Annotated in this window: 17 protein-coding genes; 3 read left to right on the top strand and 14 right to left on the bottom strand. The window is 73.8% G+C overall.

Going from position 1 to position 16,157, the window contains the following annotated elements:
• Positions 1–11 precede the first annotated feature (11 nt).
• On the top strand, positions 12–1,274 hold the full coding sequence (locus B9W62_RS12535; protein ID WP_087807260.1) for a styrene monooxygenase/indole monooxygenase family protein: 1,263 nt from the start codon (positions 12–14) through the stop codon (positions 1,272–1,274).
• Here the strand turns inward: B9W62_RS12535 and B9W62_RS12530 are convergent.
• The 11 genes from B9W62_RS12530 to B9W62_RS12480 all read right to left on the bottom strand — a co-directional run bounded on the left by B9W62_RS12530 (position 1,238) and on the right by B9W62_RS12480 (position 11,331).
• Positions 1,238–2,395 (bottom strand): C40 family peptidase, encoded by a 1,158-nt coding sequence (locus B9W62_RS12530; protein ID WP_087807259.1) that lies wholly within the window; start codon positions 2,393–2,395, stop codon positions 1,238–1,240. The genes B9W62_RS12535 and B9W62_RS12530 overlap by 37 nt on opposite strands.
• Before the next feature lie 103 nt (positions 2,396–2,498).
• Entirely contained in the window at positions 2,499–2,822 is a 324-nt protein-coding gene (locus tag B9W62_RS12525) for a hypothetical protein (protein ID WP_087807258.1), read from the bottom strand.
• A gap of 51 nt (positions 2,823–2,873) precedes the next feature.
• Entirely contained in the window at positions 2,874–3,527 is a 654-nt protein-coding gene (locus B9W62_RS12520; RefSeq protein ID WP_087807257.1) for a TetR/AcrR family transcriptional regulator, read from the bottom strand.
• Positions 3,528–3,589: 62 nt separating this feature from the next.
• Positions 3,590–4,528 carry an AurF N-oxygenase family protein gene (locus B9W62_RS12515; RefSeq protein WP_087807256.1) on the bottom strand — a complete coding sequence of 313 codons (939 nt, stop codon included), beginning with the start codon at positions 4,526–4,528 and terminating at the stop codon, positions 3,590–3,592.
• A 146-nt stretch (positions 4,529–4,674) separates the two neighbouring features.
• Positions 4,675–5,181 (bottom strand): DUF3291 domain-containing protein, encoded by a 507-nt coding sequence (locus B9W62_RS12510; RefSeq protein WP_087807255.1) that lies wholly within the window; start codon positions 5,179–5,181, stop codon positions 4,675–4,677.
• 45 nt (positions 5,182–5,226) lie between these two features.
• Complete coding sequence (locus tag B9W62_RS12505; RefSeq protein ID WP_087807254.1) at positions 5,227–6,684, bottom strand: penicillin-binding transpeptidase domain-containing protein; 1,458 nt, start codon at positions 6,682–6,684, stop codon at positions 5,227–5,229.
• Complete coding sequence (locus tag B9W62_RS12500) at positions 6,681–8,042, bottom strand: FtsW/RodA/SpoVE family cell cycle protein (protein WP_179235459.1); 1,362 nt, start codon at positions 8,040–8,042, stop codon at positions 6,681–6,683. Before B9W62_RS12500 ends, B9W62_RS12505 begins: the two co-directional genes overlap by 4 nt.
• A 43-nt stretch (positions 8,043–8,085) precedes the next feature.
• Entirely contained in the window at positions 8,086–8,526 is a 441-nt protein-coding gene (locus tag B9W62_RS12495) for an SH3 domain-containing protein (protein WP_087807253.1), read from the bottom strand.
• Positions 8,527–8,633: 107 nt separating this feature from the next.
• On the bottom strand, positions 8,634–9,878 hold the full coding sequence (locus tag B9W62_RS12490) for an ATP-binding protein (RefSeq protein ID WP_087807252.1): 1,245 nt from the start codon (positions 9,876–9,878) through the stop codon (positions 8,634–8,636).
• A complete protein-coding gene (locus tag B9W62_RS12485; protein ID WP_087807251.1) occupies positions 9,875–10,699 on the bottom strand; it encodes a hypothetical protein in 825 nt (274 codons plus the stop codon). The genes B9W62_RS12490 and B9W62_RS12485 overlap by 4 nt, the downstream gene beginning before the upstream one ends.
• A gap of 125 nt (positions 10,700–10,824) precedes the next feature.
• The gene (locus B9W62_RS12480; RefSeq protein WP_179235458.1) at positions 10,825–11,331 is read right to left on the bottom strand and encodes a protein-tyrosine phosphatase family protein; all 507 of its coding nucleotides are present in this window, start codon (positions 11,329–11,331) and stop codon (positions 10,825–10,827) included.
• Positions 11,332–11,439: 108 nt separating this feature from the next.
• Between B9W62_RS12480 and B9W62_RS12475 the strand changes: the two genes are divergently transcribed.
• Complete coding sequence (locus B9W62_RS12475; RefSeq protein ID WP_179235457.1) at positions 11,440–12,243, top strand: nuclease-related domain-containing protein; 804 nt, start codon at positions 11,440–11,442, stop codon at positions 12,241–12,243.
• Positions 12,244–12,400: 157 nt separating this feature from the next.
• Here the strand turns inward: B9W62_RS12475 and ligD are convergent, their stop codons facing one another.
• The gene (gene ligD, locus B9W62_RS12470; protein ID WP_087807249.1) at positions 12,401–13,282 is read right to left on the bottom strand and encodes a non-homologous end-joining DNA ligase; all 882 of its coding nucleotides are present in this window, start codon (positions 13,280–13,282) and stop codon (positions 12,401–12,403) included.
• A gap of 55 nt (positions 13,283–13,337) precedes the next feature.
• Here ligD and B9W62_RS12465 point away from each other — a divergent pair, with 55 nt between their 5' ends.
• The gene (locus tag B9W62_RS12465) at positions 13,338–14,417 is read left to right on the top strand and encodes a non-homologous end joining protein Ku (RefSeq protein ID WP_179235456.1); all 1,080 of its coding nucleotides are present in this window, start codon (positions 13,338–13,340) and stop codon (positions 14,415–14,417) included.
• 55 nt (positions 14,418–14,472) lie between these two features.
• Here the strand turns inward: B9W62_RS12465 and B9W62_RS12460 are convergent, their stop codons facing one another.
• Positions 14,473–15,132: a hypothetical protein gene (locus tag B9W62_RS12460; RefSeq protein WP_087807247.1), complete on the bottom strand. Its 660-nt coding sequence runs from the start codon at positions 15,130–15,132 to the stop codon at positions 14,473–14,475.
• 203 nt (positions 15,133–15,335) lie between these two features.
• On the bottom strand, positions 15,336–16,082 hold the full coding sequence (locus B9W62_RS12455) for a DUF4142 domain-containing protein (RefSeq protein ID WP_087807246.1): 747 nt from the start codon (positions 16,080–16,082) through the stop codon (positions 15,336–15,338).
• Between the last annotated feature and the right edge of the window lie 75 nt (positions 16,083–16,157).

Here is a 16,157-nt window from a genome sequence, read left to right as displayed (position 1 = left end):
CGGAAAACCGCATGCGGAAGATACTCGTCGTCGGAGCCGGCCAGTCCGGTCTCCAGCTCGCCCTCGGCCTTCAGTCGCACGGCTACGAGGTCACCCTGATGTCCAACCGGACCGCGGACGAGATCCGCACCGGCCGGGTCATGTCGACGCAGTGCATGTTCCACACGGCACTCCAGCACGAGCGCGATCTCCAGCTGAACTTCTGGGAGTCCCAGGCCCCGAAGATCGAGGGGCTCGGCGTCTCCGTGGCGGCCCCCGGCTCCTTCGACCCGGGCCCCTCGCAGCGCGCGATCGACTGGCTGGGGCACCTCGACGGCTTCGCCCAGTCGGTCGACCAGCGGGTGAAGATGGCCGGCTGGATGGAGACCTTCGCGCAGCGCGGCGGCCAGCTGGTCATCCACGGCGCGGCCGTCGGCGACCTGGACTACTTCTCCCGCGCCTACGACCTCGTCCTGGTCTCGGCGGGCAAGGGCGAGCTGGTCCAGATGTTCGGCCGGGACCCCGAGAGGTCGCCGTACAGCGAGCCGCAGCGCGCCCTCGCCGTCGCCTACGTGCACGGGATGGCCCCGCGCCCGGAGCACCCGGAGACGGAGGCCGTGCGCTGCAACCTGGTGCCGGGCGTGGGCGAGCTGTTCGTCATGCCGACGTTCACCACCTCGGGCCGCGCCGACATCCTGTTCTGGGAGGGCATACCCGGCGGCCCGCTGGACGTCTTCAAGGACGTCAAGGACCCCTCGGAGCACCTCTCCCTGACCCTGGAACTCATGGAGAAGTTCCTCCCCTGGGAGTACGCGCGGGCCACCAAGGTCGAACTGACCGACGCCGGCGGCACCCTGGCGGGACGCTACGCCCCCACCGTCCGCAACCCGATCGGCCGCCTCCCCGGCGGCGGGCTCGTCCTCGGCGTGGCCGACGTGGTCGTCGCCAACGACCCGATCACCGGTCAGGGCTCCAACTCCGCCTCCAAGTGCGCCGCCTCCTACCTCGCCTCGATCATCGAGCACGGCGAGCAGGAGTTCGACGAGACCTGGATGCAGCAGACCTTCGACCGCTACTGGGAGACCGCCCAGCACGTCACCAAGTGGACCAACACCATGCTGGCCCCGCCGCCGGAGCACATCCTGAACCTGTTCGGCGCGGCGACGCAGCTCCAGCCCATCGCCGACCGCTTCGCCAACGGCTTCAACGACCCGTCGGACTTCGAGAACTTCTTCTACGACCCGGCGAAGACCGAGGGCTACCTGGCCGAGCTCTCGGGCGCCGCGGGCGCGTAGGCGGTCGCGTACCCCGCGTCCGGCCCGTCCGTCGCTCCCCGGGGGAGCCGCGGTGGCGTGTAGCGCCGCACCGGCTCCCCGCCGGGGTCGGGCCGTACGGCGCCCAGGACCGGGTTGGCCGCGATCGGCGACACCTTGACGTCGGCGCCGGGGCGCGGTGCCTGGACGACCCTGCCGTCACCGAGGTACAGCGCCACATGGGTGGCCTCGGGGAAGTACACGACCAGGTCGCCGGGGCGCAGTTCGTCCAGCGGCACGTGGTCCAGGCGGGCCCACTGCTCCTGGCTGGTGCGCGGGATCGGCGTCCCGGCCCGCTCCCAGGCCACGGAGGTCAGCCCCGAGCAGTCGTACGACGCCGGGCCCTCGGCGCCCCACTCGTACGGCTTGCCGAGCTGCTCCACCGCGAAGCGCACCGCGCTCTCGCCCCCGGCCGACGGCTTGGCGTCGTCGCCGAGCGCGCCGGACGCCAGGAACCGCTCCTGCTCCTCGGCGATCCCGCTGCTCTCCAGCTCGGCCAGGGCGGCCAGCTGCTCGGGGGTGAGGGAGGCGAGCATCTCCTCCACGGCGCGCAGGCGTTCGCGTACGCCGTCCCGTTCCCTCTCCTGGCGCTCGGCGAGGGCGGCCTGCCGGCCCAGGGCCTCCCGCGAGCGCCGGGAGAGCTCCTGCGCCTTCTTCTCGTCGCCCGTCAGGCGGCCCACGGTCTCCACCCGTTCCCGGGCCAGCCGGCCGATCACGCGGCCCTGGTCGATCGCGTGCTGCGGGTCGCGGGCCAGCAGCAGCCGCAGGTAGGGGGAGAGGTTGCCGCTGCTCTGGTACTGCTGCCGGGCCAGCCGTCCTGCCGCGCCCCGGCTGTCGTGCAGCGACGTACGGGTCCGGGCCAGTGCGGCGTCCAGCCGCCGCACCTCGGCGCGCTGCTCGCGCAGCCGCTCCTCGGTGCCGTTGTAGGTCTCGGTGGCGTTCTCCGCCTCCCGGTACAGCCGCTGAAGGTCCGTCAGCAGTCCGGCCACGGTACGGTCGTCGGCCGTGCCGGGTGCGGGTTCGGCCGCCGCGGGCACGGGCGCGAGGACGATCCCGGCCGCCATCGCGGCCGTGCACACCAGACGCAGGAGCCTTTCTGACACACCATCACCTCCGGTGCGGGGCGGTGGGTCCGCTCCGCACGGTGAGCATGGGGCGGGTGCGCGGGCCGCGCGCGCCGAGTGTGCGCGGATCGGCGCAACGAGGTCACCCGTCCGCGTCGTCCGGCTTGCCGGGCGGCGTGGCGTCTGGATCGGCGGCCGCCGGGCGGTCCGGCTTCGACCACGGCCACCTGCGGCCCGAGCCCTTCCGGCCCGAGGGGTCGTAGGTGTACTTCCACCGGGCGAACCGCAGCCCGCCCCGGGCGTCCCGGGGTTCCCTCCGGTACACCAGCACGGTGGGCGGGCCGCCGTCCGGGTCCGGTACGGGGATGCGGTACGTCTTCGGCGGGTGCCCGGTCATCCCGACCAGGACGGGCAGCACGCGTCCGTCCATGGGGCCGCCCTCGAAGGGGGTGTCTTCGCTCTTCACGGCACCAGTGTCGGTGATCGGCGCCCCGCGGGCGGAAGCCGCCGCCCCGGGTCAGAGATCCGCCGCCAGCGCCTCGACCAGCGTCGCGGTCTGCGGGTCGCGGCGGCCGGTGACCGTCAGCAGGGCCAGGAACTGCTCCACCAGCCAGTCCCGCAGCTCGTCCACGGGCGGCTGCTTGTCCTCGTCCAGCCAGATCAGCGAGGCCGCCTCCACCGCCGTGATCCACATCCGGACGGTCATGCGCAGCCGGGGGCCGGGCTCGGTGACGTCCAGGTGGCGCATGATGTGGTCGGCCGCGGCCCGGCGCACGCCGTCCACGATGCCCGAGGTCCGCGAGGTCTCCACCACGCTGCCGCCGCGCAGCAGGGCGCTGAAACCGGTGTCGTGCTGGTCGACGAAGGTGAGGTAGCGGTCCAGGGCGCGGGACAGCCGGGCCAGCAGCGGGCCCTCGCGGGGTTCGTCGAAGCAGAGCCGCAGCTCGTCGGCGGCGGACCTGAGCGCGGCCTCGTACAGCTGCTGCTTGCCGCCGGGGAAGTACCGGTACACCAGCGGCCGCGAGACCCCGGCCTGCTCGGCGACGTCGTCCAGGGAGACCTCCTCCGGGGGCCGGTGCGCGAAGAGGGTGAGCGCCGCCTCCAGCAACTGGACGCGGCGCTCCTCGACGCTGAGCCGGCGGTAGGCGGGGGTGGAGGCCTGCGGGGTCATGAACCGCAGCGTAACCCGCACAACCGGGCGCCCACCCATGCCGGCGGAGCGGACCGGCCGGACTAGGCCAGCAGCCCCGACGACCGCCACAGCCTGCGGCCGGCACCGCGCAGGACGCCGATGTCGTCCAGGAAGTCGGTCAGGCGCTTCGCGCCGGTCTGCATGATCTCCTTGCGGTGGCCGCTGGCCTGGACCTGGGCCAGGGCCTCCCGCTTGTCGAGGCCGACGTTCGTGTAGACCTCGGGGTTGATGAAGGCCTTGGAGAAGACGCGGGCGAACTCGCCGGAGGTGACCCGGGTGAACTCCTGCGACCACTTCGGTGCCGTCACCATCTGCCGCCGCAGCTCCTCGCGGGCGTACCGCACGTGCCGGGCCTCCTCGACGACGTGGATGCGCGTGACGCCGCGGATCAGCGGCTGGACCCGCTCGTCCGGGAAGGTCAGCCGCTGCATCCAGTCCAGGACCTCCTCGCCGAGCAGCGTGGCGGTGAAGGAGCCGGGCGTGGTGGAGATCGTCTTGAACAGGCGCCCGAGGTGCTGGTGCACGGGGCTCACCGGGTACCACGGCGTCTCGCCGCGGGATATCAGCCTGGCGAACATCTTCGAGTGCCGGCACTCGTCCTCGATCTCGGTCAGCGCGTAGCGCACGTGGGCGCTCGTCGCGGCCTTGTCGTAGATGTGCCGGACCAGGAGCTGCATGAGGATCAGCTCGAACCAGATGCCGAGCGAGGCGAGCGCGGCGGCCTCGTGCTGGGAGAGCGCGATGCGCTGCTCCTCGCTCATCCGCTGCCACATCGGGGTGTCGTACAGCGACACCAGCTCCGGCGGCCAGAACCACTTGCCGTCCTCGAACGGCGCGTCCCAGTCCAGCTCCTTGTCCGGGTCGAAGGAGTGTTTGGCGGACGAGTCGAGCAGCCGTTCGGCCACCTGCTCCCGGTCCTTGAGCAGGCCGAGCGCGTCGCGCAGGCCCTCGAGCGCGTCGGCTTCCGTCAGCGTCGTCATGGCTGTGTCCCACCTCGTCGAACGGATCGTGTTACCCGCGGTCACTCCACTGTGCGACTCTTATGAGACTGCGTGTCAGCAAGCTCGTCAATCCCCTGCGCGGAACTTGTTGACCGCGAGTAAAGAAGTGAGAGGTGTTCAGCTCCTCAGACCGAGCAGCCCAGTCCCTCCGGCACCTCGCCAGGGACCGGCTCCGACGCCCCGGCCGGGTAGGACGTCCGCAGGGTGAAGGCGTACGGCGTGGGACCGTGGGTGCGCAGGTGCAGCAGTCGGGACTCCGCCTCCGCGACCGTCGGACGGTGGCCGGCCGGCACCCACCACAGAGTGGTGACGGCCTCCGCGAGCCGCTCGAACCACTCGCGCCGCCGGGCCAGCATCTCCCGGTGCCGCCCCTGGTACATGAACGCCGTCAGGGCGTCCGCGTCCCGCCACGTGGTCAGGTTGACGATCAGCCAGGAGTCCCCGAAGACCGGGATGTCGGTGGCGTCCCCGCCCTCGCTCTGGAGCCGCCACACGAAGCCGTCCGCCGCGTCGGCCGCGGCGTTCACCGGATCGAGGGCGTCCACGAAGTCCTTCAACTGCGGTGAGTCCAGCGGGGCCTTGAGGCGGGCGATGTTGACCTGGGCGAGTTCGTACACGGCGTCTTCAGTCATGTACCGAACGTTAGGTCGGGAGCTTCGGCGGGCGGTACCCCCGTCTCATCCCCCGAGCACCGCCTCCATCACCGCCCGCGCGATCGGCGCCGCGAGCCCGCCCCCGCTGATGCCCTCCCGGTCCGCCGCCGAGCCCTCGACCACCACCGCCACCGCGACCTTCGGCTCCACGTCGCCGGCGCCCCGCGCCCAGGAGACGAACCACGCGTACGGCGTGCCCGAGTTGCCGACGCCGTGCTGGGCCGTGCCGGTCTTGCCGCCGACCACGGCGCCCGGGATCGCCGCCTTCGCGCCGGTGCCCTTGTCCACCACGCCGGTCATCAGCTCCTTGAGCAGCGCCGCCGTCGAGGGACGCATCACCTCCCGGGAGGGCCGCGACCCGGCCGCCGCGACCAGGCTGCCGCCCGCCCGCAGCGTCCGCTCCACCAGGTACGGCGAGCGCAGCTGGCCGCCGCCCGCCACCGCCGCCGCCACCGTCGCCATCTGTAGCGGCGTCGCCCGCGTGTTGTACTGGCCGATCGACGACAGGCCGAGCTGCGCCCGGTCCACCGCCGTGTCGAAGGTGCTCCGTGCGACGGGGAAGGGGACCCGCAGCCCGTCGTCGTTGAAGCCGAAGGCCTCCGCCATGGCCGCCATGTCCGTCACGCCCACGTCCACGCCGAGCTTGGCGAACACCGTGTTGCAGGACCACTCGAACGCCTCCCGCAGCGAGGCGTTCCGGCAGCCGTCGGCCTCGTTCGTGAGCGTCGTCCGCGTCCCGGGCAGCGTGTACGGGTCGGGGGAGCGGGTCGGCGCGTCCAGGTCGCGGATCACGCCCGCGTCCAGCGCCGCCGCCGCGGTGACCACCTTGAACGTCGAACCCGGCGGATAGGTCCGGCTCACCGCCCGGTTGAGCATCGGCTTGTCCGGGTCGGCGTTCAGCCGGTTCCAGGTGCGGGTGGCGGCCGCGCTGTTGCCGGACAGCAGCTGGGGATCGTAGGAGGGGGTGGAGACCAGGGCCAGGATGCGGCCCGTGGCCGGCTCGATCGCGGCCACCGCGCCCTTGCGCCCGCCGAGCCCCTCGAACGCCGCCCGCTGCGCGGCCCCGTCGATGGTCGTCACGACGTCGCCGCCGGGACTGTGGGCGCCCGTGACGTCGTTCCACAGCGGCAGCGGCGCGAGCATCGGATCGGCGCCGGACAGCAGCCCGTCCTCGGCCTGCTCCAGGAGCGTCGTCCCGTACGCCTGGGAGGCGAAGCCGGTGATCGGCGCGTACATCGGCCCGTTCGCGTAGGTCCGCTCGAAGCGCAGGTGCTCGCCGGTGTCCCGGGAGCCGGTGACCGCCCTGCCGCCGACCAGGATGTCGCCGCGCGGTTGCTGGTAGCGGGCGATGTCGGGGCGGCGGTTGGCCGGGTTGTCGTCGTACTCCGGCTTCTGGACGATCTGCACCCGGGCCGCGTTGACCACCAGGGCGACCAGCAGCAGGGCGCAGAAGACGGCCGCGTGCCGGATGTTCCGGGTCACGAGGGCGTCCCGCGCCGGGCCGCGTGGCTGACCCGGATCAGCAGCGCCACGATCGCCCAGTTGGTGACGACCGAGGACCCGCCCTGCGCCAGGAACGGCATCGCCATCCCGGTCAGCGGGATCAGCCCCGTCACCCCGCCCGCGATGACGAACACCTGGAGCGCCACGATCGAGGACAGGCCGACCGCGAGCAGCCGGCCGAAGGGGTCGCGGGCGGCCAGGCCCGCCCGGTAGCCGCGCTCCACCAGCAGCCCGTACAGCAGGAAGACGGCACTCAGACCGAGGAAGCCCAGCTCCTCGCCGGCCGTCGCCAGGATGAAGTCCGACTTGACGGCGAAGCCGATCAGGACGGAGTGGCCGAGGCCGAGACCGGTGCCGGTCACTCCGCCCGCCGCGAAGGCGAAGAGGGACTGGGCCAGCTGGTTCGGGCCGTCGCCCGCCTCGATGGACGCGAACGGGTGCAGCCAGTCCTCCACCCTGCTGTGCACGTGCGGCTCCAGCCAGCCCACGGCGACCGCGCCCAGCGAGGCCAGCAGCAGCCCGACGGCGATCCAGCCGGTGCGGCCGGTGGCGACGTAGAGCAGGACCACGAACAGGCCGAAGAAGAGGAGCGAGGTGCCGAGGTCCCGCTCCAGGACCAGGACGCCGACACTGACCAGCCACACCGCGAGGATCGGGCCGAGCACCCGGCCGGTGGGCAGTTGCAGCCGCCACACCCGGCGGCCCGCGTACGCCAGCGCGCTGCGGTTGGCGGCCAGGTAGGCGGCGAAGAACACCGCGAGCAGCACCTTCGCGAACTCGCCGGGCTGGATGGAGAAGCCCTCGATCCGGATCCAGATGCGGGCGCCGTTCACCGCCGGGAAGAAGATCGGCACGGTGAGCAGGGCGAGCGCCGCGGCGACGCACACGTAGGCGTAGCGCTGTAGGACCCGGTGGTCGCGCAGGAGCAGTACGACCACGATGAACAGCGCGACACCCAGCGTCGACCACACCAGCTGGGTCGGGGCCGCCCGGTCGCCCGGCGTCTCCAGGTCGAGCCGGTAGATCAGCACCAGGCCGAGGCCGTTGAGCAGCACCCCGATGGGCAGCAGCAGCGGGTCGGCGTACGGGGCGCGCAGCCGTACCGCCAGATGGGCGACGAGCGCGAGTACGCCGAGTCCGGCGCCGTAACCGGCCGCGCCGGGCGGCAGGGCGCCCTGCTGGGCGAGGCCGACGTTGCAGTAGCCGAAGACCGACAGCAGGACGGCCATGACGATCAGCGCGAGTTCGATGCCCCGGCGCCGGGGGAGCCGGGCGACGGGAGGAGGGGTGTCCGCCTGTGCCACGGTGATCCCGGTTCCGGTTCCGGCCTTGGTCATGTCCGGAACTTACCCAAATGGTGTGGTGTGCGCGGTGTCCGGCTCAGCACCAGCGCGGCGCGGGGCCGATGTTGTCGATGTACCGGGCCGCGCCCCAGGCCCAGGTGCCGTCCGTGAGGAGGTACCAGAGGGGGTTGCCCTTCACCCGGTCGCCGGGCGTCTTGCAGTAGATGGAGACGACCTCGCCCCGGCGGGCGTACCGGATGACGTCCGAACCGCGGCTCGGCGAGGTGCGCAGGGCCAGGCGCTGGGCCGTCACGACGCCCCGGTAGCGGCCCTGCTCCTGGCGGCCGTCGCCGCCCCACTCGCTGCCGCCGTCGCCGCCGCCGGTGACGGCGGACGTGGAGCCGGTGTCCCCGCCCCGCTCGTCGTTCGCGACGGCGGGCGTGACGGCGACGGCGGTGGCCAGCGCGCCCGCCGCGAGGGCGGTGGCGAGGCCGCGGACCAGGGGTGAACGCGAAGCCGGTGCGGACAGTGGCGACATGGGAGTACCTCCCGGGAGCGAACGGGTCTTCAGGTGACTAACCGCCACATTAGGAGCGCCCCGCAGGCACCGCCCACCGCACTGAGCCATCGGGGAAGGAGCCGTGGTCAGGGTTGCTGAGGCAGTGTCAGCCGCGCCAGCGCCCCGCCGTCCGGCGGGTTGGTGAACTCGAGGCGCGCCCCGAGCACCTCGGCCTGCCCCAGCGCGATCGTCAGCCCCAGGCCGTGCCCCTTCGTCCCGCCCTCGGTGCGGAACCGCTGCGGCCCGTGCGCCAGGAGGTACGCCGGATAGCCGTCCCCGTGGTCCCGTACGGTGATCACCGCGCCGTCCACGGTCAGCACCACCGGCGCCCGCCCGTGCCGGTGCGCGTTCGCGACCAGGTTGCCCAGCACCCGCTCCAGGCGCCGCCGGTCGGTCTCCGCCCAGGCGTCCCGCACGACGTCCACCCGGGTGTCCGTGCCCGAGCCCCGCACCACCCGCCGGGCCAGCGCGCCCAGCTCCTCCGGCTCCGTCGCCGGACGCTCCCGCCCGCTCTCCAGCCGGGAGATCTCCAGCAGGTCCTCGGTCAGGGTGCGCAGCGCCGCCACCCGGTCCCGCACCAGCTCGGTGGGGCGGCCGGGCGGCAGCAGCTCGGCCGCCGCGTGCAGGCCGGTGAGCGGGGTGCGCAGCTCGTGCGCCACGTCCGCGGTGAACCGCTGCTCGGCGAGCAGCTTGCCCTGTAGCGACGACGCCATGGAGTCCAGCGCCGCGGCGACCGACGCCACCTCGTCCTGCGGGCGCGTCGGATCCTGGGCGCGCGGATCGCCGACCCGTGCGTCGAGGTCGCCGGCGCTGATCCGCCGGGCCACCCGCGCCGTGGTGTGCAGCCGCCGTGTCACCCGCGTCACCGCGAACGCGCCGACCAGCAGCGTCGCCCCGATCGCCAGCGCGGACGCCCACACGAGCGTGCCGTCCAGACCGTCGATGGTGGCCTGGGCCCGGGAGTGGTCGACCCGCACCGCCAGCGCCCGGCCGCCGTCGGCGGGCCCCGCCGCCCACATCGTGGGGCGCCCCGCGTACTCGGCGAGCATCGTGCCGCGCCGGCCCGAGACGGCCAGCTCGCGCAGCTGCCGCGGCAGCCCCGCCGGGTCGACGCCGGCCCCGCGCCGCAGCGGGTCCCCCGCCTCGTAGGACTCCGTCGCCTCGCCCAGCCGGGACAGGGCCGCGTCACGCGCCTGGCCGACGGTCCGGTTGGTCACCGAGACGTGCACCAGGACGCCGAGCAGCGCGGCGAGCCCGCAGCACATCACGGTGATGAAGACGGCCGCCCGCACCGCGAGCGGCCCCGCCCACCGGGGGAGCGCGAGCCTCACCGGGCGCTCGCCGAGGGCGACCCGGAAGCCGACGCGGACGGCGACGGCGAGGGCGACGCGGACGGTGACGGCGACGCGGACGGTGACGGCGAGGCGGACGGACGCTTCGTGTGCAGTCCGCCGTCGTCGGTGCGCAGCATCTCGTCGCTGGTCAGCAGCATGGCCCGCTGGTCCGCGTCCCAGGTCCACTGGAGCCGGTACTCGTACCCCGCGACCTCCGAGGGCGAACGGACGATCACCGTCCGCCCGGCCAGCTCGACCGCGCTCACGGCGTCCTCGTAGGACATGATCCGTACCAGCCGGTCCTGCTCCACGGTGTACACCCGCACGGCGGTCAGCCGGTCCGGCAGCAGCCGGAAACCCAGCGTCATCTCGGGCCGCCCGTCACCGGTCAGGTCGCGGTAGTACGGCCGCAGCACCGGGCAGCCGCCGCGCTCGGCACCGGCGCCGTCCGTGCCGCAGTCCGCCATCCGCACGGACGTCTCGTGGTACTGCGCCTCGGCGTCCGCGTAGTCGTCCGGATGCGCGGCGATCTCGGCCCGCACCGCCGCCACCGGGTCCGCCCTGCGGATGTCGCCACCGGGCACGGCGACGCCCTCCACCGGCGCGTGCTCCACCTCGCCGATGTCGTACGCCGGACTCGACGCCGGGGTCAGGCCGGGCCAGAGCCGGGCCGGATGGCGCGCGGCGGGCGTCGCCCCGGCACTCTCCAGGCCGCCGGTGTCCCCGCAGGCCGCCAGCGCGCCGGTCGCCGCGGTCGCCAGGAGCAGCGCGAGGGCGGCGGGGACGCGGGCGGGGCGCCCGCGGCGGCTCGGGAGCACTGCACTCCAGGGGTTCGGTGATCGGCGTCGGCGGTCCCGCACGGCAGCGGGCGGCACCGCGGCCGTCGCGGCACCCACGCATTGTCGTACGGAAGGCCATTTTGCGTGCGTACGGGCCCGCCGGGCTACTCGGCCAGTTCCTCCAGCTGCCGCACGGTGGCCAGGCCGGCCCGGAGGTAGGCCACGAACAGGTCGTTGTGCAGCGCCCACGGCGAGCGCCGGGCCCGGATCAGCCGGATCGCCTCCTCGGCGCCGCTGCCCCGGCGCACCAGCGTGTGCGCGACGACGAGACCCGAGCGGTTGTACCCGTGATAGCAGCGGACGAGGACCTTCCGGCCCCCGTCGAGCGCCTCACCCGCGGCCTCGGCCAGCCGCATCACCCCGGCGAGCTGCGTGCCGTCCAGGGGTCCGTCCGGGATCGGCCAGACATGGTGCTCGACACCGCGGTCCGGTCCGTGTCCGGGCAGCCGCAGCAGGGTCTGCACCAGGTCGAACTCGTCCCGCACCACGGCGAACTCCAGCCGCCCGGCCGGCCGCCGGAACTCGTGCCCGCCCATCCACAGCCCCGGCACGATCTCGTCCCACGGCCGGTCCGGGGCCGGCACGTCGGGGCCCATCCCACGGGTACGCACAGGCGCCTCCCCAGTCCTGCCCAGGGCTTGCCCAACTCCTGCCCAAGGTAACCGGGTTCTTGCCCCGGCAGCACCCCACCTGGTCCCATGGACGGGGGTGGTGATGGCATGGACGGACTGCGCGTCGTGCCGGCCCGGCGCCACGGCCGGGAACGGCTCTACGTCTGCCTTCCGGACGGCGGGAACGTCGCCTGGTACGACCGTGAGGCGGCCCGCGTCAACCTGCTGAGCGACGACCGCAGGGACGAGGTCCTCCAGGCCCTCGGCCCCTTCGTCACCGGCCCGGTCACCGTCGGCCCGCCGCCGGTGCCGACCCCCGCCGAGCTGGCCCGGCTCAGCCTCCACCCGGACGACGACCTCGCCCCCAACCGGCCCGGTGAGGCCCTCCTCGTCGCCCTGGAGCGCGAGCCCGCACCGGCGCACCGGCTGCGCACCGACCCGCGCCGCCGGGCGCTGGCCGCCGAGCAGGCGACCGGAGCCGCCCTCGACCGGCTCGACGGCGCCGGCTGGCACACCCTGCACTCCCTCCCGCTGCCCGGCGGCGACCGCGTCCACCACCTGCTGATCGGGCCCGGCGGTCTGTTCGCCCTCCACGTGCTGCCCGCCCGCAGACAGCGGGTACGGGTCGGCGACCCGCTGGTGACGCTGGGCCGCCGCACACCCCTGCCCCTGCTGCGCCGGGCCCGCGCGGACGCCGACCGGGCCGCCTACGCCCTGACGGCCGAGGTCCGCCCGGTGCTCGTCCTGGTCGAGCCGGCCCACGTGTCCGTCACCGCCCCGCCCCGCTCGGTGCGCGTCCTCACGGACCGGGAGCTGCCCGAGCTGGCCCGCACGGGCGGGGTGCTGAAACCGGCGGACGTGGAGGCCCTGCACGCCATGGCCCGGGACCGGGGCACCTGGCAGCGCGTCTGAGGACCGGGGCGGGCCGCCGGGGTGCTCGGGTCACGGCGGCTCACCGGGGTCCCCGGGGCATGGCGGGTCACCCGGGGCACGGCGGGTCACCGGGCCCTCGGGCCACTGCGGGGCACCCCGGCCGCAGGCCGTCGTCGGGAGAGAGGGGCGCGGCCGCTCAGGGCAGGGCCGCCGCCCGGCCCCGCTCGAACAGGGGCGCCAGCAGGTCGCCGTGGTCCCGCACCCGGGGCCCGACGTCCGGCGCCAGGAAGACGAACTGCTCCGCCCGTCCGCACCCGGCGACCTCGTCCCACGTCACCGGCGTGGAGACCGCGGGCACGTCGCGGGCCCGCACGGTGTACGGGGCGGCCGTGGTCTTGCGCGCGGCGTTCTGGCTCCAGTCCACGAACACCTTCCCCGGCCGCAGGCTGCGCGTCATCCGGTGCACCACCAGCTTCGGCAGCGCCCGCTCCGCCTCCACCGCCAGCGCCTTCGCGTACTCGGACACCCGCTCCGAGGGCGACCCCCGCACCCCCGCCAGCAGGTGCAGCCCCTTCGCCCCGGAGGTCTTGGCGTACGCCTCGATCCCGTCCGCCGCCAGCCGCTCCCGCAGCCACAGCGCGACCTCGCAGCACTGCACCACGGTCGCGGGCGGCCCGGGGTCCAGGTCGAACACCAGCCGGTCGGCCTCGCCGGGGTCGTCCGCGGTCCACTGGTGGGTGTGGAACTCGGTGACCAGGTTCGCCGCCCACATCAGGCTCGCCAGATCCTGCACCAGCACCATCCGCGCCGGACCCTCCGAACGGGGGACCTCGGCCGTGGTGACCCAGTCGGGGGTACCCGGCGGCACGTTCTTGGTGAAGAACACCTGGCCGTCCGGACCGTCCGGATAGCGCAGGAAGGAGACCGCCCGGTCCCGCAGGTGCGGCAGCAGCACGTCCGCGGCCGTCGCGTAGTAGTGCAGCAGCTCCCCCTTGGTGAAGCCGGTCGCGGGATACAGCACCTTGTCCAGGTTGCTGAGGGCCACCCGCCGCCCCTCCACTTCCGTCATCGGCGCCATACCATGAGAATCTCATGAAACAGTGACAAAACGCCCGAAAGGAACGGTGCTGCACGTGCGATCCATCTGGAACGGCGCCATCTCCTTCGGCCTGGTCAGCATCCCGATCAAGCTGGTCAACGCGACCGAGAGCCACTCGGTCTCCTTCCGCCAGATCCACACGGAGGACGGCGGCCGGATCCGCTACCGCAAGGTGTGCGAACTGGAGGACCGCGAGGTCACCCAGGCCGAGATCGGCAAGGCCTACGAGGACGCCGACGGCTCGATGATCCCGATCACCGACGAGGACCTGTCCCAGCTGCCGATCCCGACGGCCCGCACGATCGAGATCGTGGCCTTCGTGCCCGAGGACCGCATCGACCCGCTCCAGATGGGCTCGGCCTACTACCTCGCGGCGAGCGGCGCCCCGGCCGCCAAGCCGTACACGCTGCTGCGCGAGGCGCTCAAGCGGAGCAACCGGGTCGCGATCGCCAAGTTCGCGCTGCGCGGCCGGGAGCGCCTCGGCATGCTCCGGGTCGTCGGCGACGCCATCGCGATGCACGGCCTGCTGTGGCCGGACGAGGTCCGGGCCCCCGAGGGCGTCGCCCCGGAGGCCGGCGTCACCGTGCGCGACCAGGAGCTGGACCTCGCCGACGCCCTCATGGACACCCTGGGCGAGATCGACCTGGACGACCTGCACGACGAGTACCGGGAGGCCGTCGAGGAGGTCATCGCCGCCAAGGCCGCCGGCGAGCGGCCCCCGGAGGTCCGTGAGGAGGCGGCGCCCGGGAAGGTCCTCGACCTGATGGCCGCGCTGGAGAGCAGCGTGCGGGCGGCCCGGGAGTCCCGCGACGGCGAGGAGGCCGGGGCGGCCGAGGAGGCGGAGGTCAGATCCCTGCCGCAGCGCAAGGCCTCCTCCCGGCGAGCCCCCAAGGAGACCGGCGGCAAGAAGTCGACGTCGACCGCCGCGAAGAAGACGGCGGCGAAGAAGGCGGAGCCGAAGAAGTCGACGGCGAAGTCCGCCGGGTCCGCGAAGAAGACGGCGGCCAGGAGCACCGCCAAGAAGGCCACGGCCAAGAGCACCACCAGGGGCGGCGACAAGCCCGCGGCCAAGAGCACGGCCAAGAAGACGGCGTCCCGCAGGCGCAGCGCCTGACGGGCGCGAGCCGCTCACGCCGGTCGGCGGGTGCCCTCCGGCGGCGTGCGGCCGTTCAGTCGAACGTCCAGGAAGACGTGGACGCCCGGGGTATCGCGGACGGCGCGGGCTCGAACACGGCGGGGCTCGCCGCGCCGGTGCCCGTCGGCGCGAGGGAGTCCGTAGGGGGCTTCGCACCGGAGTCCGCCGTGGGCAGGGTGGGGCTCTCCTCCAGGCGCTGCCCGATGGTCTCGGCCGGTTCGCCGCCCGGGGTGGCCGGACCGGTGGACAGCTGCGACCAGGCGGTCAGGGCGAGCGCGACCGCGGCCGCCGTGCCGGCCACCCGGCCGACGCGCCGCAGCCGGGCCCGGCCGTCCAGCTCGCGCCAGCGCGGCCCGGCCCACGTCTCCTCCCGGCGCCACGCCTCACCGACCGTGCCGCGGGTGCGGTCGGCGTGACCGCCGGAGCGAGCGGGCTGACCGGAGTGAGCGGGGTGACCAGCGTGGTCGGGGCGATCGGGGCGGTCGGAGCGACCGCTGTGGTCCGGGCGATCGACGGAGGGTTCCTCCGGTCGCCATCCGGGGACGCGGTCGCGTGCGGAGGGTTCCCTGGGGGCGGAGGCGCGGATGGCGCGCTCGTCGTCCTCCAGGAACAGCCGCCAGACGTACTCGGGCACGGCCGGCGTCCCGTCCGGCTCGCCCGGTGTGTCGCCGCTGCCCGGCCCGGAAGCGGTCATGGTCCCGCTCTTCCTGTCGTCGGCCCCGGAACGGACGCGGGCGGGAGCAAGGGGTGGGCCCGCCCACCACCGGGTCCGGCGCCGGATGGTCTTGGCCTGGCGGACTCCGTCGGCCGCCATCTCCTAAGAACGTGTGCGACCGCCGGCCCGTTCCCCCCGCCACCGGTCGTGACGCGGTCGTGATCGTGCCCCCGTCCGGGTGCTCAGGGGGCCGCCGGGGACGGAGTGGGCGTCGGGGAGGCGGTGTTCACGTTCAGGTCGGGGCGCGGCTTGAGCACCAGGACCCGCTCGCCCGGCTGCGGCGGGGGCGGGGTGACCTTCTCCCTGGGCAGCTTCGCCGGGCCGGTCTGCTGGAAGGTGACCTGGTCGTACTCGACGAGACCGGTCTTCTCCAGCACCGTGATGTGGTCCAGGACGGTGTCGTTGGCCAGGTCCGCCAGCTGCCGCACGAGGGTGTTCTTGGTGGAGGCCCGGATCTTGGCGATGGCCGGGAAGATCTGACCGTGGGTCACCCGCATGATGTTGACCGCCGACGAGTCGAACTCCTTGCCGCTCTTGGCGTCCACGGTGGCCACGAAGCCCTCCTGCTGCGGGGAGGCCCGGTTGGGCAGCGTGATGCCCAGCTCGGGGGAGATCTCGCGGCACATCGCGTCGAGACCGGCGTGCCCGACGACCAGGTGCTCGCCGGCCGTCTTCATCGCCTTCGTCGTGCCGCGCTCCATCACGATCTCGCCCAGCGGGTACTCCCACAGCCCGGCGGCGCGGACCTTGACCACGAAGTCCCGGTCGGCCTCGGTGAGCGGACCGAACTTCGTACTCGCCACCACCCGGTTCTGGTTGCCGTCGGCCTTGTCCAGACCGAGCACGGCCGGGAAGGCCAGCGCGGTGAGGGTCAGGGTCATCGCACCGAACAGGACGACGACTCCGATCCTGCTGCGGGACAGGCGCATGGTGCCTCCAGGGGCGACGCGGGGTACGCGCACGCGTGCTCGCGCGTACTCGTACGGGTACGCCTGGAGATACGG

Source organism: Streptomyces sp. CS113 (genome assembly GCF_002188365.1).
In the GTDB taxonomy this organism is placed as follows: Bacteria; Actinomycetota; Actinomycetes; order Streptomycetales; family Streptomycetaceae; genus Streptomyces; species Streptomyces tendae.
The sequence above is the reverse complement of the archived record's forward strand: the minus strand, read 5'-3'. Positions and strand labels throughout refer to the sequence as shown.